General features: G+C 70.7%; 13 protein-coding genes and 1 pseudogene. 7 read left to right on the plus strand and 7 right to left on the minus strand.

Translation table 11 applies throughout. The features are described 5' to 3' along the window. The first annotated feature begins 1 nt into the window (after position 1). The gene (locus ACFP2T_RS18475) at positions 2 to 700 is read left to right on the plus strand and encodes a hypothetical protein (protein ID WP_377423307.1); all 699 of its coding nucleotides are present in this window, start codon (positions 2 to 4) and stop codon (positions 698 to 700) included. Between the two features lie 331 nt (positions 701 to 1,031). Here the strand turns inward: ACFP2T_RS18475 and ACFP2T_RS18480 are convergent, their stop codons facing one another. Both ACFP2T_RS18480 and ACFP2T_RS18485 read right to left on the minus strand, forming a co-directional pair. Then, complete coding sequence (locus ACFP2T_RS18480; RefSeq protein ID WP_377423310.1) at positions 1,032 to 1,604, minus strand: hypothetical protein; 573 nt, start codon at positions 1,602 to 1,604, stop codon at positions 1,032 to 1,034. 102 nt (positions 1,605 to 1,706) lie between these two features. Continuing rightward, on the minus strand, positions 1,707 to 7,454 hold the full coding sequence (locus ACFP2T_RS18485; RefSeq protein ID WP_377423312.1) for a ThuA domain-containing protein: 5,748 nt from the start codon (positions 7,452 to 7,454) through the stop codon (positions 1,707 to 1,709). Between the two features lie 461 nt (positions 7,455 to 7,915). Between ACFP2T_RS18485 and ACFP2T_RS18490 the strand changes: the two genes are divergently transcribed. From ACFP2T_RS18490 to ACFP2T_RS18500, 3 genes are all read left to right on the plus strand, one after another. Beyond that, complete coding sequence (locus tag ACFP2T_RS18490; RefSeq protein ID WP_377423314.1) at positions 7,916 to 8,437, plus strand: sigma-70 family RNA polymerase sigma factor; 522 nt, start codon at positions 7,916 to 7,918, stop codon at positions 8,435 to 8,437. Then, complete coding sequence (locus tag ACFP2T_RS18495; RefSeq protein ID WP_377423316.1) at positions 8,430 to 9,764, plus strand: beta propeller repeat protein; 1,335 nt, start codon at positions 8,430 to 8,432, stop codon at positions 9,762 to 9,764. Before ACFP2T_RS18490 ends, ACFP2T_RS18495 begins: the two co-directional genes overlap by 8 nt. Positions 9,765 to 9,914: 150 nt before the next feature. Next, positions 9,915 to 11,099, plus strand: coding sequence for an acyltransferase family protein (locus tag ACFP2T_RS18500; protein WP_377423318.1), 1,185 nt, complete (start codon positions 9,915 to 9,917; stop codon positions 11,097 to 11,099). A gap of 15 nt (positions 11,100 to 11,114) precedes the next feature. Here ACFP2T_RS18500 and ACFP2T_RS18505 read toward each other — a convergent pair whose 3' ends face one another. Further along, the gene (locus tag ACFP2T_RS18505; protein ID WP_377423320.1) at positions 11,115 to 12,632 is read right to left on the minus strand and encodes a M20/M25/M40 family metallo-hydrolase; all 1,518 of its coding nucleotides are present in this window, start codon (positions 12,630 to 12,632) and stop codon (positions 11,115 to 11,117) included. Positions 12,633 to 12,798: 166 nt separating this feature from the next. Between ACFP2T_RS18505 and ACFP2T_RS18510 the strand changes: the two genes are divergently transcribed. Further along, a complete protein-coding gene (locus ACFP2T_RS18510; RefSeq protein WP_377423323.1) occupies positions 12,799 to 13,749 on the plus strand; it encodes a nucleoside hydrolase in 951 nt (316 codons plus the stop codon). A 48-nt stretch (positions 13,750 to 13,797) separates the two neighbouring features. Beyond that, complete coding sequence (locus tag ACFP2T_RS18515; protein ID WP_377423325.1) at positions 13,798 to 16,497, plus strand: S9 family peptidase; 2,700 nt, start codon at positions 13,798 to 13,800, stop codon at positions 16,495 to 16,497. 88 nt (positions 16,498 to 16,585) lie between these two features. Here ACFP2T_RS18515 and rox read toward each other — a convergent pair. Next, positions 16,586 to 18,009, minus strand: a pseudogene (gene rox, locus ACFP2T_RS18520) (rifampin monooxygenase). 508 nt (positions 18,010 to 18,517) lie between these two features. Between rox and ACFP2T_RS18525 the strand changes: the two are divergent. Further along, the gene (locus ACFP2T_RS18525; protein WP_377423327.1) at positions 18,518 to 19,291 is read left to right on the plus strand and encodes an SDR family NAD(P)-dependent oxidoreductase; all 774 of its coding nucleotides are present in this window, start codon (positions 18,518 to 18,520) and stop codon (positions 19,289 to 19,291) included. 43 nt (positions 19,292 to 19,334) lie between these two features. On the opposite strand, the gene ACFP2T_RS18530 is transcribed toward ACFP2T_RS18525, so the two are convergent. The 3 genes from ACFP2T_RS18530 to ACFP2T_RS18540 form a co-directional block, all read right to left on the minus strand. Further along, on the minus strand, positions 19,335 to 20,060 hold the full coding sequence (locus ACFP2T_RS18530) for a tetratricopeptide repeat protein (protein WP_377423329.1): 726 nt from the start codon (positions 20,058 to 20,060) through the stop codon (positions 19,335 to 19,337). 105 nt (positions 20,061 to 20,165) lie between these two features. Beyond that, complete coding sequence (locus ACFP2T_RS18535) at positions 20,166 to 20,591, minus strand: GNAT family N-acetyltransferase (protein ID WP_377423332.1); 426 nt, start codon at positions 20,589 to 20,591, stop codon at positions 20,166 to 20,168. Positions 20,592 to 20,774: 183 nt separating this feature from the next. Next, a complete protein-coding gene (locus ACFP2T_RS18540) occupies positions 20,775 to 21,524 on the minus strand; it encodes an isocitrate lyase/PEP mutase family protein (protein ID WP_377423334.1) in 750 nt (249 codons plus the stop codon). Positions 21,525 to 21,566 lie beyond the last annotated feature (42 nt).

Here is a 21,566-nt window from a genome sequence, read left to right on the forward strand (position 1 = left end):
CGTGGAAGACCAATTGAGTGCGCTTGCCGGAATGGTGAGTGAGGCGATCATCCAGGCGATGGTGACGGACGGATGGGAAGAGTCCCGCCCACGTATCACCCGCGCCCTCCACCGAACGGGCCGCGCCGATCAGCTCGGCGACCTTATGGACGCCGACCGTGAGGCGATGCGCCGGGGCGAGATCACTGCTGGGACGGCAGGCGGCCGTTGGCGAGGCAGACTCGAGTCGATCATCGAGCGGCACCCGCACCTGGAGGCCGAGCTGAAGGAGCTCATCGCCGACCTCCAGGCGACGACGACGCAACGGCCGACAGCCGGACCCATGACGATGACCAATACTCGCGGCGGCGCGATCCAGGCCGGCGGCAGCGTCATCCGATCCGGCAACAGGACGAGCTACGGCGGAATTCTGATCGTGATCGCCGTGGCGGTTGTCCTGTTGATCGTCGGCGCGGGGACCGTCAACAATCTCGTTCTGCCGGCGCTGCGGAACGACGCCAGTGCGATCAGCCCGGACACCTTGTGCCGCGAGTACCTGCAAGCGCCACAGGGCGAACGGGAGCAGGCCGTCCAACGCATCGCTGTCGAGCAGAAGGTGTCCGGTGCCGGCAGTCCATTCCTCGTACTCAACGTGGACAGTCAGTGCGGGAGCAGCCTTGACGTGTCCCTCGGCACCATCGTCGCTCGTCAGCAGTACTGAGTGATCCCGCCCCGGCGGCGACGGTTGTTTCGGAGCGACTCGTTGCCGGATCAGCCCGACCTGGACGCCTTCTACGAAACCTACCTGCGGTTCCGCGGTGTGCATCATGGCCTAACCGATGGGGAACATTCGGTTTGCTCGGCTGGGGAGGATGCGCGAATGCGACACCCCGTTCGAGGGCATCAAGTCCGGCGCGGACCTCAAGTCCGGCAAGTGCGACGTGGCTGCCGCCGGGATGACCATCACCGAGGCCCGCAAGGAGGGCGCCACCACCGGCGAGGACTACGTCAAGCAGCAGGTCCAGCAGCTGACTGGCCTGGACGCGCTGGTACTAGTCCACCGGGCGGCGGCGGACGCGTACCAGCAGGGTGCCGAGCGTGGTCGCGGCGGCGAGCGCCAGGGCCGCGCCGGCCACCCACCAGAGCCAGCGGGTGGAGTCGCCGGACGGTTCCGCCGCGACCGGGGCCCGAGCCGGTGGCGGGGCGGCCTGGGCGGCGCGGGCCTGCACCACGGCGCGTACCTCGACCGGGGTCGGCTTCGGCGCGGTGACCGTGACCTGCCAGCGGCCCGGCGTGAGGATCGGCCCGGTGCTGTAGAAGCCCTGGCCCTCACCGGCGGGATCGAGCTGGACCGGACCGACGGTGCGGCCACCGTCGGCGGTGGCGGTCACCAGCAGCCGGACGCCGGTGTCCAGCGGATGGCCGTCGACGTAGCTGGCCCGGACGGTCACCCCGGTGGCACCGTCGCCGGCGACCGCAAGCTTGATCTTGCTGCCGTGCGCGGCGGCCGGAGCCGCCGGTGCGAGCCCGACGGTCAGGAACAGCGCGCAGAGCAGTGCCACGAGTGCCGGACGGCGGGCCGCGGGTCGGGCCGTTCGGTGGGACTTCGGAGCGGGACGTCGCATCGAAGGAACTCCTTCCCGGCGGTACGCCGCCGGAGCCGGTGCGGGGGCGGCCACCCACCGGTGACCGCCCCCACGCTTACCTGACTGTCCGAACCACTCCTACTACAACCCTCCGCCCCGCTTCACCCGGGTCGGGTCCTCGGCCAGCCGGCCGGTGCCCTGCACCGACTTGCCGTCGTTCGCCTTGACCCCGGTGGCGCTGGCGGTGCCGCCGAGCCGCACGATCATCGCGTCGGCGTCCCGGACCAGTACGTCCCGGATCTCCGCCTCGGTGACCAGGGCAGTGTCCGCGGCGAGTGCCTTGAACTGACCGAGTAGCTTGATCGCCTTGCTGTCGTTGCCGCTCGCCTCTGCCTGGCGGACCGTGTCGAGCTTGTTCGACAACTGCTTGTGCCCCTTCGCCGACAGCCGACCCGTCGCCTTGAACCGGTCCAGCAACTGCTGCATGTCCCGGAACGACGTGGTGACGAAGAACCGTACGGTCGAGGTCGTCGAGTTGCCCGCCTTGTCCGTCGCGGTCACGGTCAGCTCGTGCAGGCCGAGCGGCAGCTCGTACATCGCCTGCAGGGTGTTCGGCTGGTACGGCCGACCGTCCAGCGTGCCCACCGTCGCCTTGATCCCCGAGGTCGGGTCGACCGCCGACCAGTTCACCCGGACGTCCTGGCTGTCCCCGTAGAGCTGGCCGTCGGCCAACCCGGAGACCAGTACGGTCGGCTTCACGCCGTCGATCTTCACGATCGCCGACTTGAGCGTCTCGGCGTTGCCCGCGGTGTCGGTGGCCCGGTAGAGCAGTTCGTGCTGCCCGTCCCCAGTCACGTTCACCGGCTCGGTGTACGGCGTCCAGGCGCCGCCGTCGAGCGACCACTCCAGCTTGGCGACGCCGGACCCGGCATCGGTCGAGGTCAGCGTCACCGGGATGGTGCCGCTGTGCCACCCGTCGTCGGTCGGCGGCGCGAACGCCGCGGCGCTGACCGGTGCGGTGGCGTCGATCTTCACCTCGACCGACTTCGTCTCCTCGACGTTGCCGGCCTCGTCGACCGACCGGAACCGCAGCGCGTGCGTACCGTCCCCGGCGACCAGCACCGGCTCGGCGTACGCGGTCCAGGTGGTCGCACCGTCGAGCTGGTACTCGGTACGGGCCACCCCGCTGCCCCCGGCATTGTCGGTGCCGGCCAGGGTCACCGTCACCGGACCCGTGTGCCAGCCGGCGGTCGGGGTCCCCGACACACTGGCCGTGGTCACCGGAGCCACCTCGTCGGCCGTTTCCGTGCTGAGCCGGAAGTAGTCGAACGAGACGGTCTTCGAGGCGGTCTGCGCGCCGCCGAGGCTGAACAGACCGATCCTGGGCGTGTCACCGAGGGCGGCGTTGGTCAGCGGCTCCAGCGCCGTCCAGGTCGTCCCGTCGGTCGAGTACGCCGCGGTGTAGGTGTCGCCGGCCTTGGCCAGCCGCAGGTGCCACACCGACTCGGTGAGGTTCGTCGCCTGGGGCTGCGGGTCCTGCACCACCGCCGCGATCTCGCTGCGGAACTCGAGCCGCCGGCTCACCGGCTGGCCCACCACGTTGTCGGCGATGAAGTCGAACTTCAGGTAGTTGTCGTCGTCGCCGTACACGAGCAGCCCGGCCTGCTGGTACTGCTCGTCCAGCCGGCTGCCGTCCACCTTCGTCTGGATGGTCCAGTCGCCGTCCGGCGCGGACTGGAGGACGAAGTTGGTCGGCCCGGTGTTGTTGCCGGTGTAGATGTCGCCGTTCGGCACGTCGAGGTGCAGCGCGCCGTCGGCGACCCGGTACGCCGTCGGCTCCTCCCGGACGATCCCGTCCCACCGGCACTTGTCCAGCGCGTCCCCGGTGAACTCGTCGGACGGGGTCACCGGTCCGGCGGGCTCGTCGGGAGTGATCTGGAACCAGTCGAACGTGGCGTCCACCACCGGGGCGGTGGTGCCGCCGTTCAGCGCGAACAGCCCCACCTTCGGTGCCTCGATGCCGGCCAGCGCCGCCGACCGCCCGATCGGGGTGAAGGTCTGCCCGTCGGCCGAGTACGCCGCCGTCAGGTTGGTCCCGTCGCTGGTCAGCCGCAGGTAGATCGAGTCACCCGCCGGTGCGGCCGTCGAGTCGCCCGCGTCGTTGCGCGGCGTCCCGGCGGTCTCCCGGATGAACTCGACCCGCCGGCTGCCGCCGTAGAGCAGGTCCAGCTTGGCGTAGTTCTCGTCGTCGCCGTAGACGATCAGACCGGCCTGCTGGTAGTCCGCCGCCGCCGCCAGGCTCAGCTTGGTGGTGGCCTGCCAGCTCCCGCCCGGGGCGGGTTGCAGCACGAGGTTGGTGGCGTCGTTGCGGGTGCCGTAGAGGTCGCCGACCGAGGTGGGCAGCACCAGGGCGCCGTCCCGGACCGCGTACAGCTGGTTCTCCCGGACCACCGTCGACCACCGCGCCTTGTCCAGCGCGGTGCCGGTGAACTCGTCCGACCGGGCCCCGAAGCAGGACGTGTTCGGCGCCTCCACCTTCACCGTCACGTACGCGGAGGACTGGGCCCCGCGCGCGTCGGTCACGGTCAGGGTCGCGGTGAAGGTGCCCGGACCGGTGTACGTGTGGTTGGCGTCGAGGCTGCTCGACGTGCCGCCGTCACCGAAGTCCCAGGCGTACGTCAGCGGGGTGTCGCCCTCGGCGTCGGTGGCGGTGCCGTCGAAGCTCACCGCGACCGGCGCGGTGCCGGTGGTCGGGGTGGCGGTGACGGCGACCGTCGGCGGGGCGTTCTCGGTGATGCCCCGGCCGAGGAAGTCGACCCAGTTGACGTTGACGATCGCACCGGTGCCGTTGGCCCCGACCGGGTTACGGGCCACGAAGAACAGCGGCCCGCTCGCGGTGCTCGGGGTGCCGAGTTCCGCCGTGGCGTTGGTGAAGGTCTGCCAGCCGCCGGTGTCCGGCACGCTGGCGGTGGCCAGCACCGGCCCGTCGACCGCGCCGGCCCGTACCTCGATCCGGGCGCCGCCGCCGGCCGAGGAGGCCCGGAACCGGAACCCGGTGATGCCGGTCAGGTTGGTCGGGTCGAAGGTCCAGTAGTCGCCGTCCTCGACCCAGCCGATGTTCTCGAAACCGCCCTCGACATCGGTGGTGGCCTGGGTTTGTACGCCCGGGTCACCGGTGCCGACGCCGTCCGGCGCCCGGCCGGTGGCGGCGAAGTACTCCGCCTGCTTCCGCTTCGGCTGCAACTGCTCGATCGCCCGGCCGGTCAGTGCGTTGGACCCGCCGGCTCCGCCGCCGTCCGTGTAGGTGGCCTCGAGGACCGCGAACACGTTGGCGTCGGCGCCGTGGCTGGCGGCCAGCGAGGTCTGCACCACGCCCTCGCAGCCGACCTGCTCCCCCATCGGGTGGGCGTGCTCGTCGTGGCCGAGGAAGTACTGCAACTTCACCCGGTCACAGTCGATCGTCCCGTCCTCCGGGTCGGTCACCCTGACGGTGTACTTGACCTGGTCGCCCCAGTCGAAGAAGCCGCCCTCCGGCGGGAACTCGATGGAGACCGTCGGCGCGGTGTTGCCCACCGTCACCGGCACGTTCGCCACCGCGGTCCGGCCGGTGTCATTGGTGACAGTGAGCTGGGCGGTGTAGTTGCCCGGCCCGCTGTAGGTGTGCGTCGGGTTCGCCTCGGTCGAGGTGCCACCGTCGCCGAAGGTCCAGGCGTACGTGATCGGACCGCCGTCCGGGTCCCGGGACCCCTCGCTGGAGAAGGCCACGGTCAGCGGGGACGGGCCGGAGGTCGGATCGGCGGTGGCGACGGCGATCGGGGCCCGGTCACCGGCGATGTACTCGATCCGGTAGATCCCGGAGTTGTCGTTGTTGCCGCCGAAGCCGCTGCCCCACTCGATCAGGTACAGCGCCCCGTCCGGACCGAACTCGAAGTCCATCGGCCGGATGAAGGTCATCCCGGTGAGCAACTGGTTGATGTCCACCAGGGACTTGCCGTCGTCGGTGACCTGGAAGGCGTACATCTTGTTCTGGTTCCACTCGCCGAACATCGCCTTGCCGTCGTAGTACGCCGGCCACTTGCGCTCGGACGTGTTCGCCGGGTCGTACCGGTAGACCGGGCCGCCCATCGGGGCACCGCCGCCGCCGATCTCCGGGAACAGCGGGTTGCCGCTGTAGTCGTAGTCGACGGTGGCCGGGATCGCCGGGGGCAGGTTGGTCAGCCCGGTGTTGTTCGGCGAGTTGTTCACCGGTGCGGCGCAGTCGAACTTCGCTCCGCTCGGCCCGGACGGGAACTGGTAGTCGTTGTACGCGTAGTTCGCCCCGTGGCAGTACGGCCAGCCGTAGTTGCCGGGCTGTCCGACGATGTTCCACTCGACGGTGCCCTCCGGCCCACGGTCCGGGTTCGTCGCTCCGGCGTCCGGGCCGTAGTCGGCGACGTAGAGGGTGTCCGACTTGGGGTCGACGCCGATCCGGAACGGGTTCCGGAAGCCCATCGCGTAGATCTCCGGCCGGGTCTTCGCGGTGCCGGGGGCGAAGAGGTTGCCCGCCGGAACCGTGTACGACCCGTCGTCCTCGGGATGGATCCGGATCACCTTGCCGCGCAGGTCGTTGGTGTTGCCGGAGCTGCGCTGGGCATCGAAGTCCTGCCGGCCCGGCCGCTCGTCGATCGGGGTGAACGAGTTCGACTCGAACGGGTTGGTGTTGTCGCCGGTCGCCAGGTAGAGGTTGCCGGCGCCGTCGAACGCCATGCTGCCGCCCGCGTGGCAGCAGGTGTTGCGCTGGGTGTCGACCTGGAGCACCATCTTTTCGCTGGCCAGGTCGACGGTGTCCCCGGTGACGGTGAACCGGGACAGGTAGTTGCGCGGGCCGCCGCCGTTCGGGGCGTAGTAGAGATACACCCAGTTGTTGGTGGCGAAGTCCGGGTCGAGCCGGATCCCGATCAGCCCGTCCTCGTTGCCGGTGAAGACGTCGAGGTCGGCGGCGGTGACCGTGGTTCCGGTGTCCGGCTTGATGATCTGGACCCGGCCGTCCCGCTCGATGTAGAAGACCCGCCCGTCGGGAGCGATGTCCAGCTCCATCGGGTTGTTGGTGTTGCTGTCCAGGGTGATCTTCTCGAAGCTGCTGGTCAGCGAGGCGGAGCAGTCGGCCTCCACGGCACCGGCCGCGGTCTGGATGCCACCGAGCAGGTGGGCCAGGAACTCCGGCTCGGCGTACGACTGCTGGGTGTGCCCGCCGGCCGTGTACCAGGCCCGGCCGCCGTCGTAGTCCTGGCACCAGGCGAACGGGTGGTCGTGCCCCATCGCGCCGGCGCCGGGGGCGTAACTGGTCTCGTCCAGCGAGGCCAGCACGTGTACGTCGGCGCGCGGGTTGTCGCGGAAGTTGTACCACTCGTCGTACCGGGACCACTCGTCCGGCAACGCCTTCGTGGACTCGTGCGCGTGGTCCTCGACCTTGACCGTGGCCTGCTGGTTGGCCGGGTGCGAGGCGAAGTACGCCCCGACCAGTTCGCCGTACCAGGGCCAGTTGTACTCGGTGTCCGAGGCGGCGTGCACCCCGACGTATCCACCGCCGGCCTGGACGTACCGCTCGAACGCGGCCTGCTGGTCCGGGTCGAGCACGTCGCCGGTGGTGGAGAGCCAGATGACGGCCTGGTACTTCGCGAGGTTGGCATCGGTGAACGCCGCCGCGTCCTCGGTCGCGTCGACGGTGAACCCGTGCTCCGCACCGAGTTGCTGGATGGCGGCGATACCGGCCGGGATGGAGTCGTGCCGGAAGCCGGCCGTCTTGGAGAAGACCAGCACGGCGAACGGATCCGCCTGCGCCTGTGCCGGGACGGGCAGGGCGGCCGGTGCGGCCGAGGCGACCTGCGGGGTGGCGACCAGTGCGGTCATACCCAATGTTGCGGCAGCGATCACGCTGAGAAGGTTGCGGGTGAGTCTGTTGCGGGGTCGGTGGGATAGGGAGGTGCCGGAGGGTCGGCGATGGGACACGAAGGATCTCCTTCGTCCGGTGAGGACAGCGGGGGATCCCGGGTCGGTACGCCGAAGACCGTCTCGGGGTGCGGGTAACTCGGGGTGCGGGTAAGGGGTCGGAGCCCGCCGAGGCGCCGACCGGCGGATGATGCCTGTCGTTGGACAAGTTAGGGCCGTCTGTGGCCAGGCCGGAATACGGCAGGGAGATTAATTCGGGTAACGGTTGGGTAACGGGGGCGGTTCGTCCGGATAGGACAGACATATCCACCCCGCCATCGTCGCCGCCGGCCGAGTGCCGACCGCCCAGGTCCGGTGTCGGTGCAACCGGACGGTCGCGCTGCTGGTCCTTTCTGAAACGGCCGTCGATCCGGGGAGACCATGTGAATGCCGAGGACACGGTGCGCCAGGCGTACCAGGTCTACTACCGGCGGCTCGTGACGCAGGTGTTCGGCCTAATCGGTGACCTGGCCGAGGCGGAGGACGCGGTACAGGAGGCGTTCGCCCGGGTGCTGGCCGCGCCGAAGTCCTTCATCGACGCCGACGACGCCGAGCGGTGGCTGCGCGTGGTGGCCCTCAACGTCGCCCGGACCCGCTACCGCCGCCGGTGGCTCTTCGACCGGCTCGTCCGCGCCGGCCGGGTCGAAGCAGCCCCGGCGGCGGCGCCACCGCTGTCCGCCGACCGGGTGGCCCTGCTCGCCGCGCTGCGGCGGCTGGCGCCGCCGACCCGCGAGGCGGTGGTGCTGCACTACCTGGCCGACCTGCCGGTCGGCGAGGTCGCCGCCACGCTCGGGGTGCCGGTGGGCACGGTCAAGGCGCGGCTGGCCCGCGGCCGGGCCGCGCTCGCCCGCTTCCTCGCCGACGAGGATCCCGCCCAGCTACGCGAGGAGGTACGTCATGCGTAAACCGCACTTCGACGGGCTGCGCGCTTACGCCGACGATGCGATCCGCCAGCCCGACTTCGCCGTCATCCGACAGCGGGCAACCCGGGTACGCCGGCACCGGCGCCGCGCCGCCGCATCGAGCGTCGCTGCCCTGGTCACCGCTCTGTTCGCGACCAGTCTCGGGTACGCGACCGCAGGCGGCCCGCAGGTGCCCCTTCCCACTCCCTCCATCAGCGTCGACCCGGACACCGGCTGGCCCCGCGTCACCAGCGTCGTGGCAACCGGAGCCACTGATCTCTACGCGCTTGTCCAGCGCTGCCGGGCCTGCCCCCTCGAGCTGTACGCCTCGGACGACGTCGGTGCCACCTGGCAGCGCCGTTCGGTGCCGCCCGCGCCGGACGACGACAGCGGCGAACCGCGAGCGGCCACGATCGCGTCGGTGGGCCGGGGCGCGCTCGCGTGGCGGGACATCAGGGCGGTCAACCTACATGACCTGGAGTATTGGCGCTCGCCGCAGGCGTCGCCCACCGGGCCGGCGGACAGCACTCGGAGCGCGTCGGTGACCGAGCCGCCCTGGACCACAATCGACGGGGGCCGGACGTGGCACCGGGCCAAGGTCGATCCGAAGCCGGTGGCCGCGGTGCCGCCGGGCACCCGGCCGGTCGATTGTCACCTCGTCGGGCAGCCGACGCCGTGCCGGATCTACGCGATGGACCTGGTCAGCGGCAGGATCGCGGCGCTGGCCCGCCAGCCCTCCGGGATCACGTTCGACCAGACCTGGGCAGGCGACACGAGCGTTCCGCTCGGCGCCCACCTGTGGGTGCCCGGACGGGACCCCGCCACCGACAGGCCCGCCGTCGCGTCCAGCTCCGACGGCGGCCGCACCTGGCACACGCACGTGTTCACCGACGGCGTGCCGGCCGTGGCGGACCACGGGACGGTCGCCGGGAAGTACCTGCCGGAGGTGGCTGCCGGCGCGGGCGGGACCGCGTACGCGCTGATCTACCGCGACGGCCACGGGCGGGACTCCTACCGCACCACCGACGGCGGCGCGACGTGGCGGCCGGTGCCCGGCGGCGCGCTGGCCGGCGTCTCGACTTCGGGCTTCGTCACCGCTGATGGCGCTCACATCGTCACCTCGGGCCACAACCTCAGCTCGGGCCAGGAGTTCCGGGGCAGCCGCAACGGCGGCCGGTACCAGCCGGTGACACTGCCCGGCTACCCGGCCGACCTCATGCTGAGCCAGCTCACCTCACACCAGGCAGCCGGTCGCTACCTGGTGCTCTCCGAGTCACACCTCTACCTCTCCGACGACGGCTGGACGTGGCGGCGGGTGGACCTGCCGTAACCCGATCCGAGGCCAGGTTTCCAGGCCAGGCTCCCCCACCCGCCATCCCCGCAGTCGGCCGGCGTCGGCGACCTGCGGGCGCGAGCGTGCGCGCCGGGCGGTGGTGGCTCGGAATGACGCCCGAACCCACACCGTCGACAGGAGCACGTCGTGGCAGTCGTTCACGCGGGGGCGCCGGCCGCTGCCGGTACTCCTCCGTCGCCCGGGGACCGCCAGTGTTCCGGAGCCGGCCGGGTGGTGGGCCTCGACGGAATCCGCGGCCTCGCCGCCCTGTACGTGGTGGTGCACCACTGCTGGCTGCTGACCTTCCCGGGGTACCCGGCCAACACCGGTCCGGGCTGGCTCGGCTGGCTGGTGTACGGCCGCCTCGCCGTCGTCGCGTTCATCGTCCTGTCGGGCTTCTCGCTCGCGATCTCACCGGCCCGCGACGCGTGGCGGCTGGGTGGCACGCTGCGGTTCGCCCGGCGGCGTGCCTGGCGAATCCTGCCGCCGTACTGGGCGGCGCTGGCGGTCAGCCTCGTGATCGCGAGCGTCGTGCCGTCCCTGCCGCTCAGCGCGCCGCCGACCCTCCGGTCGGTCGTCGTCTACGGGTTGCTGATGCAGGACGTCGTCGCGGCGCCGGCACCCAACGGCGCGTTCTGGTCGATCGCGGTGGAGGTCGGCCTGTACCTGGTGTTCCCGGTCCTGGTGCTGATCCGTCGGCGGGCCGGCGCGGTGGCGACCCTCGCCGCGGTCACCGTGCCGGTCGTCGTGATCGGCCTGCTCTGCCGGGACCTGTCCACGACGGCCAGGGCGACGGGGTACACGCTGGAACTCGCTCCCCTGTTCACGGCCGGCGTACTGGCCGCCGGAGTCGTGGCCGCGCCCGAGCGGATCCGCCGCCTGCCCTGGCACCGGCTGGCCGCGCTGGCCGCCGTGCCGGTGCTGCTGCTGGTGGTTGTCCAGGGCTCCGTCTGGACGGTGCGGCACTACTACTGGGTGGACCTCGCGGCCGGCCCGGCGATCGCCCTGTTCCTGGCGGCCGTGGCCACCCGCCGACCGGCGGGGCTGGTCCGGCTGCTGGACAGTCGACCGCTGCGGGCGATCGGCGGCTTCTCCTTCAGCCTCTACCTGATCCACCTGCCGATCGTCGCGTTGATCAGCCGTCGCGTCGTGGCACCACACCTCGGGTCGGGCCTACCCGCGTTCTGGGCCACGCTCGTCGTGGCGGTGCCGATCTGCCTGATGGCGGCCCGGGGTTTCGCCGCGCTCGTCGAAACCCCGTTCCAGCGGCGCCGTCCCGGCGAACCGCGAACGACCGCGGGTCGCCGGGGACCGGAGGAGAAGACGGGGTGAGGTGCCGGACCCCCGCTACCGGCGTGAGACGGTGACGTCGTCCACGCCCGCCTCGACGAGGCTCGCACCCGAGGCATCGGCGACCTCGACCAGAATCCGCACCGACTGCCCGGCGTAGGCGCTGACGTTCCAGGTGCCGGCCGCCCAGCCGCCGTTGCGGTTGCTCGCGGCTCCCGACTGGGTGAACAGCGCCGTCGTACCGGTGGCATGGACGATCGAGACCCGGAGGAAGTCGGCCGAGGAGGAGTTGCTGCCATGGGCCAGGTACCACGACAGCGACAGATCGAGGACGGCCCCGGAGGGCAGGGTGACGGCCGGTGAGCGGACGCTGGTGGTGCCGCCGTCGACGTCGTACGTGCCGGCATCGGTGCCGGCGAGCCGACCGGTGACCAGGGCGTTGACCCCGGAGACGGTGGTGCCGAGCTGCTTTGCCCCGCTGGAACTCGTGTCCTGCGGGTCGCCGCGTTCCCACATGCCGGCCGTGGCGGTGTCCGTACCGCCGGGGTTGGTCGTCCAGCCGGTGGCCGTCTCGAACGTGTCCGACCAGACGGCGGTGGCCGGCGTGCCGGTGGCAAGCGTCCACAGGGCGTAGGCGGCGGCGTCGCCGGCCCGGTCCAGGACGGTGCTGGAGATGTTGCTCGGGTACGTGTCGCAGGCGCGGTGGTAGCAGGGGTCGAATCCGGTCTGCGTGCCGCCCCACTTGGTCACCTGCGCGGCCGTCTTCACCCGGGAGGCGCCCGCGGCCACGCCGGAGGTCTGTACCCCGATCGTGTTGAAGGAGGCGTCGTCGGAGCGTCCCGCGCCTTCGGTGTTCTCCTCCGTGGGCACGCCGATACCGTCGTAGTACGCCTTGAGCGTCTGCCCCGCGGCGGAGCTGATGCGGTTGATGAAGTAGCCGCCGTTGGTGGAGGCGATCATGTCGAAGTTGAAGTAGGCCCTGATCTTCGCCCGCTCCGCCGACGGCAGCGTGTTGGCGTAGAACTCCGAGCCGTTGAGGCCCTGCTCCTCGTCGGTCCAGAACGCGAACCGGACGTGACTGCCCATCGTCGGGTTCGACGCGGCGAGGGTGAGCGCGATCTCCAGCAGGGTGGCGGAGCCCGAAGCGTTGTCGTTGATGCCGGGTCCGGCGGACACGCCGTCGAGATGCGCCCCGAACATGTACACGCTGTTGGGATCGCCCCCCGGCCAGTCGGCGATGACGTTCGGGCCGGCGCCCGAGGTGCAGCCGGAGGTGCAGTTCTGCCGCGCCACGGTGTATCCGGCCGCGACCAGCCGGTCGTACACGTAGTTCACCGACGCCGTGTAGCCGGCGCTGGTCGACCGGCGGTTGCCTCCGTTGGCGCTGGCGATGTTCTGGAACTGCTGCAGGTGCGCGCGCTGGTTGGTCAGGGAGATGTCGGGTACGGCCGCCACGGACACCTGGGGCAGTGCCGCGCTCGCCCCGGCGGGAACGGCGAGTACCGCGGTGCCAGCCATGAACGCGGTCACGAGAACACGCAGGATCGAGTCAGGTCTCAACGTCGTGCTCCTCATGGTGGGGATGCGGGGGTGCCGGCAGCCGCAGGATAAGCGGAGCACAGGGCGGTGTGGATAGATTGAGTCATATCGCTTTTTCCATATCGGCGGCGCCTCAGGCGAAACCGTGTGCCGTACGGTTGGGCCGACCGCTGTCGCCGACCTCGGAAGCGAGTTGTGATCCTTGGCCACTCCGGTGATCCTCGACTGCGACCCGGGGCATGACGACGCGTTGGCCCTGCTCCTGGCGGCGGCCGACCCCCGGATCGAATTGCTCGCCATCACCACGGTCGCCGGCAACCAGACCCTCGACAAGACCACGATGAACGCGCGGCGGATCTGCACCGCCGCCGGCATCACCGGTGTGCCGATCGCCGCCGGCTGCGGCATGCCGCTGGTCGGCGAACTGCGGGTGGCACCGGAGATCCACGGGGCGAGCGGGCTCGACGGGCCGACCCTGGGCGAACCGACGGTGCCGGTCGTCGACGAGCACGCCGTCGCGCTGATCCACCGGATCCTGCTCGACCATCCGGAACCCGTCACGCTCGTACCCACCGGGCCGCTCACCAACGTCGCGACGCTGCTGCGGGACCACCCGGAGGTGGCGCCGAAGATCCGCGAGATCGTGTTCATGGGTGGCTCGACGGGACGCGGGAACATTACGCCGTACGGTGAGTTCAACGTGGTGGTGGATCCGGAGGCCGCCGAGATCGTGCTGCGCTCCGGGATACCGGTGACCATGTGCGGGCTGAACGTCACGCACCAGGCGCTGGTGACACCGGACGTCCTCGCGAGGTTCCAGCGGCTCGACACCGACCTCGCACGGATCTGCATCGACCTCATGACGTTCTTCGCATCGGCGTACGAGAACGTCTTCGGGCTGGCCGATCCGCCGCTGCACGATCCGATCGCCGTTGCCCGGGTGATCGACCCGTCGATCGTCGCCTGCGTGCCGGCGCCGGTCGCGGTGGAACTGGACGGGACGCACACCAGGGGTGCGACAGTGGTCGACCTGCACCACCGCACCGCTGCGCCCGACAACGCCGGCGTGGCGGTGCGACTGGACGTCGACGCGTTCTGGGACCTGGTGATCGGTGCCGTCGAGCGGCTGGCGCCACCGGTGGGCCGCCGGTGAGGACCGCGCCGTCCGAGCACGTTGCGCGCGTGGGATAGACACAGTCACATGCGTAGACTCCTGATGCCGGCCATGCTGGCCCTGGCCCTGGTGACGGGGGCGTCCGGGCCGGCGACGGCCGCTCCCCCCGGAAGTCCTCCGCCACACTCGGCAGCCGGCGGCTGGTCGGTGACCGATGGCAGGCTGACCTGGCGCTCGGACACGCGGGTTCCGATGGGCGACGCCGCCGTGGAGTTCTGGTCGGGCGACAGGCGGCTCGGCCGCGCTCGCCCGCACCCGGACGGTCGGACCTTCAGCCTCGGGCTGCGCGGGCCCGTCCGGCTCGACGAGCTGACGGTGCGGGCCGGCGGCAAGCGGATCGACCAGGCTCCACCGCGCGGGACCCGCCGCTCCGCGCCGGTCGCCGCCGCGCCGGCCCCACAGCCGGCCGCCGCCGTCGACCCCGGTGTCACCGGGCCTTACCGGTCCGTCACCGGAGAATACGACCTACCCGCCGTCAAGCTGCCCGACTTCCCGGAGAAGGTCGAGATGCGGGCCGTCGTGGTCGCGCCGCAGGGTACGTCCGGCGCCCGGCCCCTCGCCCTGTTCCTGCACGGCCGACACAGCGTCTGCTATCGCGGCGACGCGGAGGTGCCCCAGCAGTGGCCGTGCCCGGCCGGCACCGATCCGATCCCGAGCCACCGTGGCTACCTACAGGCCCAACGGCTGCTCGCCTCGCAGGGCTACCTGACCGTGTCCATCTCGGCCAACGGCGTCAACGGCCAGGACTGGGAGGCCGAGGACGGCGGCGCCCAGGCCCGCTCCTCGCTCGTCCGGCTGCACCTGGCGAAATGGGCCGACTGGGCGGGTGCCGGACGGGCCGGCGCGCCGCCGATCGTGCGCGCCGCGCCGCGCGCCGACCTGTCCCGGGTGTTCCTGATGGGTCACTCGCGCGGCGGCGAGGGCGTCAGCCGCGCGGCGATGGACTCGCTCACCCCGCCCCCGGCGGCGCGGGACGGCTATCACGGCAGGGTCCACTGGACCGTCCGCGGCCTGCTCCTGATCGGTCCCACCATCTTCGGCCACGACCCGGTCCCGGACGTCCCGTCGGCCACGATCCTGCCCGGCTGCGACGGTGACGTCTTCGACCAGCAGGGCCAGATGTTCGTGGACGAGACCCGGGGTGTCAGTCACGGCCGGGCACTGCACAGCGCGCTGTACGTGGTCGGCGCCAATCACAACTTCTTCAACACGGAGTGGACGCCCGGGCAGTCTGCGGCACCGTCGTTCGACGACTTCCGCACCGATGGCGAGCCCGACCCGGTCTGCTCCCCCGGCACCGCGACCCGGCTCACCGCGGCGCAGCAGCAGACCGTCGGCGCCACCTACATCGCCGCCGCCGCGCGGCTGTTCGTCGGTGGCGACGATCGGGCCCGACCGCTGTTCGACGGCAGCGGCCGGCGTGCACCCTCGGCCGACCCGGCCCGGGTACTCAGCCACGCGCTCGGCGGCAACCGTACGCCGCTGATCACCCCGGACCAGTCGACGACGGTGTCCGGTGGGGCACGGATCTGCGACCAGGTCACCGACGACGCGGAACGGTCCTGCCTCGACCCGGAGGACCGGAACGCCCTCCTGGCGCACTTCGTACCGTTCGCCTGGATCCCCGAGCCCGGCCGGTACGCGGCCGCGCTGAACTGGTCCGCCGCCGGCAGCCCGATCCGGCTGGCACCGTCCCGCCCCGTCACCGTTGCCGGCGCCCGCGACCTGGCGCTGCGCGTCATCGTCCCGCCGAACACGACCGGGACCCGGTTCGACGTCACCGTCGTCGGCACGGACGGCCGCCGTAGCACGCTGGGCGAGGTTCGGATCGACGGCCTGCCCGGCACCGACAACACGACCTCGTACTGGGGTCAGGAGGTGCGGGTGCCGCTCAAGGGCGCACCCACCAGGGTGGCCGCCATCGAACTCACCCCGCGCACCCCGACGGGCCGCGCCTGGCTGCTCGACGCGTGGGGCTGGAAGCCGGGCACGCCCGACCCGGGCGTGACGCGCCTGCCGCGGCTCGACATCGGCAACCTGGAGGTCACCGAGGGCGATTCCGGCACGAAGACGTACGAGATCCCGGTGACCGTCACTGGACGCGGCGGCGGGCTGGTGCGGTTGTTCCTCTTCGACGACACGACGTTCACGAGCCGCTCCTGGCTGGCGACCGTCCGGCCCGGCCAGCGCACCATCCGGGTGCCGATCGAGATCACCGGTGACACGCTGTGGAACTACACCGAGAATCGGACGCTGACCGCCAAGGCGGAGCGGGGTTTCGTGATCGGCAGCTACGTCGGCGGGGTCTCCACCCGCAACGACGACCCGGAACCGACGCTGTCCATCGAGTCCGACTCGGCCCGGGTTGCCGAGGGCGGGACCCTGACCTGGCGGTTCTCCGCGTCCGCGCCGACCGAGACGGGCATCTTCCTGTTGACCGTGCCGCAGCCCCCGGCCAGCGGTGTGGAACTGTCCACCACGGACGTCGACCCGAACTGGTTCGTCGACAACGCGTTCGAACCGGTGGAGCCGGAACGGCCACTGTCGCAGACCTGGCTGACGCCGTATCTGTTCCTCGACCCGGACACGAGTACCGGTGAGCTCACCGTCCCGACGATCACCGACTCGACGGCGGAGCCCGACGAGGTGGTCGAGCTGCATTTCGCCGGCATGCCGGAAGGGCCGGTGCCGAGCACGGTGCTGACCGGCGTGGTGACCGGCGGCTGACCGGCTACCGCCCGCTGGCATGGCCATTTCCGCCATGCCGGCGGGCGGTAGGTGCCCGACGGTAACGCCGATGGTTGCTCAGCCGGAATTAGTTGGCGGGCTTGCCGAACCAGCGGGAGAGGTGGTCGTCCAGGTCCTGCTGATCGTCGCCGATCCACGCGACGTGGCCGTCGGGGCGTAGCAGGACGCCCGGAACATCCAGTACCGCGGTGGGATCCCCGAGGTAATCGACCCGGTCCGACCAGCCGCCGACGGTCAGCCGTTCGGTACGGTCCAGCAGCAGGCCACGGCCGCGATGCAGCAGACCGTAGAGGTGGCCCTGTTTCACGTCGATGTCGCGCAGGCGGCGGCCGAGCAGGTCGGGGCCCGCGCCGAAGTCGTAGCGAATGCCGATCACGGTGATCTTCTCGATCAGATGGCGGTTCACCTCGTCGAAGTCCATCAGTTCGGTGAGCAGCCTGCGTACGGCCTGCGGGCCCGGTCCGGTGGACAGCAGTTCCAGCTGGGCGCGGGTGTTGTCCAGCACGTCCTCGGCGACCGGATGACGTTCGGCCTGGTAGGTGTCCAGCAGTGTTCCCGGCGCCCAGCCGCGGATCTGTGCGGCCAGTTTCCAGCCGAGGTTGAATGCGTCCTGAACGCCCAGATTGAGGCCCTGTCCGCCGATGGGTGGATGGATGTGTGCCGCATCGCCGGCCAGCAGCACCCGCCCGACCCGATAACGTTCGGCCAGCCGGGTGGCATCCCCGAAGCGGGACAACCAGCGCGGGGAGTGCACGCCGAAGTCGGTTCCGGCGATGGTGCGCAACTGTTGTCTGAATCCTCGAGGGTGGGCGGTTCCGCACGATCGCCGACTCCCGCGACGGAGACTATGACGCGATAGATTCCTCCGCCGAAGGGCCTGAGGCTGAATCGCCTGTCGATCTCGCCGATTTCGGTCACCTTGGCGGCGATCTCCTCCTGCGGCACACCCACTTCCATCTCGCCCATCAGCGTCTCGGTCCGCGAGGGCTCGCCGGGGAAGCCGACGCCGAGCAGTTTGCGCACCGTACTGCGCCCGCCGTCACAGCCGACGAGATAGCGCGAACGCAGCTGCTCCCCGTCGGCCAGCTCGACGGTCACACCGTCGTCGTCCTGCGCGAAATCGGCCACCGCACAACCGCGCCGGACCTGCGCACACAGTTCGATCGCATGTTCTTCGAGCAGGTGGACGATGACCGGCTGCGGGATGTTCAGCAGATAGGCGTGCGCGGAATCCAGGCCCTCGGGCGCGGGTTTGTCGATGGCGGCGAAGAAGCCGCCGGCCGGACGCTGTCTTCCGTGTTGGAGAATCCGCTCCAGCATCCCGCGCATTGCCATCAGCTCGATACTGCGAATGTGCAGACCGACTATGCGGACGAACGACACGGGCTCGGTTTCCTTCTCCAGGACGAGTACCCGCACGTCGTGCAGCCGCAGTTCGGCGGCCAGCATCGCACCGGCCGGCCCGCACCCGGCAATGATCACGTCGAACATGAGGGGCGCCTGATCGGTGCCGGAGGCCGGCGACGGGAGTCCGGGGACGTCACCCACGGTGGGGTCGCGCTCGACCGCATCGTCCGACGACGGCCCGGCGGTGAGGTGCAGAAAGTGCATAGGTGTGCCCTTCGGGAGTGCCTGGTTGGCGAGGCGCTCCCGGCGACACCTACGTCAATCGCCCGGCCGTGACGGGAGGGGGGAGCACCCACATCGATACAGCGTTCATGGGTCTCACCTCCTCGGGTGGTGTCACGGTCAGCCGCAAGCTACAAGCCCGAGCAGCATCCCGTCCAATGCTTAACCAGCCAGGTGATCACGACTCCGGGCGGGCCAGTGCGGGTGACCTCTTCCGGACGACGAATCCGCCAGGTTCCGTTCAGGGAGAGGATCAGGCAAGAGGTGAGGAGCATCGTTCTAATGTTTTGCCTGTTCACCGTGTTTCGATTAATACATCGAAATCGCAGGGAGCAACGGAAGCTCCACGAATGAACAGGTAGGTGGAACCATGCGGGTCGCGATTGTCATCGGCGCCAGCTCCGGCATCGGACAGAGCACAGCAATCCAGCTCGCCAAGCGAGGCACGGGCGTCATCCTGACCTACAGCGGCAACCAGGCCGGCGCGCAGGACACGGTGGCCGCCATCGAGAAGGAGGGCGGCACCGCCGTCGCGCTACGGCTGGACATCGGACGCAGCGAGACCTTCCCGGCCTTCCGCGAGCAGGTCACCGCCACCCTGCGCGACACCTGGCAGCGGCACACGTTCGACCACCTGGTCAACAACGCCGGCTTCGGCGGGATGGCGATGTTCGAGGACACCACCGAGGAACTGTTCGACAAGTTCATGCGGGTCCTGCTCAAGGGACCGTACTTCCTGACCCAGGCACTGCTGCCGCTGGTGGCCGACGGTGGCGCCATCGTCAACGTCAGCAGCAACTCGGCGCTGCCCACCGGCCTGGTGGACGCCGGCTACTCCGCGTACGCCACCATGAAGGGCGGCCTGAACGTGCTGACCCGGTACATGGCCAAGGAGTTCGCCACCCGCCACATCCGGGTCAACGCCGTCTCCCCCGGCCCCACGCGTACCCGGCTCTCCGACTCGTCCGGCATCGTCGCCTTCGACGCGTACCCCGAGGCGATTCCCGCGCTCGCCGCCAAGACCGCCCTCGGTCGGATCGGCGAGCCCGACGACGTCGGCATGGTGATCGCCACCCTGCTCGGCGAGGAGGGCCGCTGGGTCACCGCGCAGAACATCGAGGTCTCCGGCGGCTACGACCTCTGACGCACCATCCTCCCCACGCCCGGCGGCACGCGTCGGGCGCGTTTCAGGACAGCGTGGGGCCGGGGCGCTTTCCCCGGCTCTCCGCGAGATTGGCCAGCGCTTCGGCCGTGCGTGGATGCGCGTCGCCCAGGGCGTGTCGCAGTCCCTCGGCCGCCTCCTCATGGAGTTCCTGGGCCAGGTCGAGGTCGCCACGGGCGCCGGCGACGACGCCCAGGTTGTCGATCGCGATCAACGTGTCGGGATCACCCGCGCCGCGGACCTCCCGGGAGAGCCGGACCGACTCGGCGGCCAGATCATAGGCGGCGTCGATCTCACCCAGCCGGAACAGGCACTGGGCGAGGTTGTTCATCGAGGTGATCGTCTCCGGATGGGCCGTGCCGCGCAGGCGCCGGGAGGCGGCCAACTCCCGCTCGTGCAGTTCCCGGGCCCGGCCCGGCTCGCCGCCCTCCTGGAGCGCCAGGGCCAGGTTGTTGACCGCGTGCCAGGTCACCGGGTGGTCGTCGCCGAGCACCTGACCGGATAGCTCCACCACGCGCTCACCCAGCTCACGGGCGCCGGCCAGATCGCCGAGGGCCCGTCGTACGTCGACCAGGTTGCTCATCAACGCGATCGACTGCGGGTTCGCGTCGCCCCACTGTCGCCCGGCCAGCGAGAGCGCGTCGGTCAGCGTCGCAGCGGCAGCGGTGAGGTCTCCACGATGGAACATCGCGCCAGCCCGCTGGCCGCGCCGGTGCACGCGGATCATGATGATCCAGTCCCGCACTCCCATCACGCCACACCCCTGTGGACCGAGAGAATCGACGCGGATGACTCTACGCCGTCGATCGGTCCGGGGAGCGCTCGCAACCCCGGGCACGTGCCGCCCCCACGATGGCTACCTCGCGGTGGTGAACACAAGCCGGACACCCAGGCCGATCAGCACCGTGCCGCTCATTCCATCGATGAGACGACGCGTGGCCGGTCGGGACAGCACCCGGCGAGCCGTAGCGATCACGTTCGCCACGGTAAACCCGAGCGCGACGTAGAACGGCGCAGCGCGTCGGGTGGCAAGCGTGACGAGGCCGCAGTTGCGGCTCACGGCCCAGCGTTCGGATGCCCCCATCAGGCTGCGGCCGATACCGCGCCCACGAAACTCAGCCCGAACCAGGATCTCCTCCACGGTGGCCACCGGCCCGTTCGCATAGAACGTGAGGTGTTCGGAGCCCAGGAGGTAGCCGATTGCCGTCTCGCCATCGACGGCGAGCAGCAGACAGGCATCCTCCAGGTTCAGCAGCGCGGCATAGCTGGCATCGAACCGCATTCAGGAGAACTGGAACGACTGTGCGAGCTGACCTGCAAGGTCGGCCACCACCGCGGCGTCACCGCTGGTGGCCTGCCTCACCGACACCGATGAATCATCCACCGCTACATGTTCCACGGTGCCATGCGGACGACCAACCCGATATCGTCGATGCTCCGCACCCCGGCGAACGCTCCGGTTCCGTCACAACTGGCCACTCGTTGGTGGGCGGGGGTGTCCCGGCCGGAGCCGCGCCGCGAGTTCGCCGGTCGCTCCCACCGCGTGCCGCTGCATCCCGGGGCCGAAGGTGATGCGCGTCGCGCCCAGCCGTGCCAGTTCGGCCACGGACTCCTCGTCCGGTCGGGCAGCCATGTTGAGCGGGCCCTCGATGCCCTCGCGGAGCACCGGAAACACCTCGGGCGGCGCCATGAGCGGATACACGCAGTCGGCGCCGGCGGCCACGTACAGCCGGGCGCGGGCCACGGCGTCGGCGGGGTCGCCCGTACCGAAGAGGAAGGTGTCCACGCGCGCGTTGATGAAGAGGGCGTCGCCGGCTTCCGCCCGTACTGCGGCCAGCCAATCGGCGTGCCGCCGAGGGTCCTTGAGCGTGGCGTGCTCCTCGGAGTCCTCCAGGTTGCAGCCGACCGCGCCCGCCTCCAGAAGCCGCCCGACCAACTCCCCTGGGGCGAGGCCGTAACCGCCCTCGACGTCTGCGGATACCGGTACGGACACGGCCCGCACGATCCTCGCCACCGCGGCGAACATCTCGTCCGGCGGGGTCGAGCCGTCCTCGTAACCGAGCGAGGCGGCGATCCCGGCGCTCGGGGTGGCGAGCGCGGGGAAGCCGGCGTCGGCGAAGACCCGGGCGCTGGCCGCGTCCCACGGCCCCGGCAGGACGAGCGGGTCGCCGGCGGCGCGGTCCTGGTGCAGGGCGCGAAAGGTGGCGGTGGTCATCGTGTCACGTGTCCCGAGGAGTGTGGAGGGGTGATGGCAGGG

This window comes from Plantactinospora solaniradicis (assembly GCF_042658085.1).
GTDB classification, from domain to species: domain Bacteria; phylum Actinomycetota; class Actinomycetes; order Mycobacteriales; family Micromonosporaceae; genus Plantactinospora; species Plantactinospora solaniradicis.

Coding starts and splice junctions, on each gene's coding strand:
- ACFP2T_RS18480 (WP_377423310.1), bottom strand. CDS start 1,604: ATGCGACGTCCCGCTCCGAAGTCCCACCGAACGGCCCGACCCGCGGCC.
- ACFP2T_RS18485 (WP_377423312.1), bottom strand. CDS start 7,454: ATGACCGCACTGGTCGCCACCCCGCAGGTCGCCTCGGCCGCACCGGCC.
- ACFP2T_RS18495 (WP_377423316.1), top strand. CDS start 8,430: ATGCGTAAACCGCACTTCGACGGGCTGCGCGCTTACGCCGACGATGCG.
- ACFP2T_RS18505 (WP_377423320.1), bottom strand. CDS start 12,632: ATGAGGAGCACGACGTTGAGACCTGACTCGATCCTGCGTGTTCTCGTG.
- ACFP2T_RS18515 (WP_377423325.1), top strand. CDS start 13,798: ATGCGTAGACTCCTGATGCCGGCCATGCTGGCCCTGGCCCTGGTGACG.
- ACFP2T_RS18525 (WP_377423327.1), top strand. CDS start 18,518: ATGCGGGTCGCGATTGTCATCGGCGCCAGCTCCGGCATCGGACAGAGC.
- ACFP2T_RS18530 (WP_377423329.1), bottom strand. CDS start 20,060: ATGGGAGTGCGGGACTGGATCATCATGATCCGCGTGCACCGGCGCGGC.
- ACFP2T_RS18535 (WP_377423332.1), bottom strand. CDS start 20,591: ATGCGGTTCGATGCCAGCTATGCCGCGCTGCTGAACCTGGAGGATGCC.
- ACFP2T_RS18540 (WP_377423334.1), bottom strand. CDS start 21,524: ATGACCACCGCCACCTTTCGCGCCCTGCACCAGGACCGCGCCGCCGGC.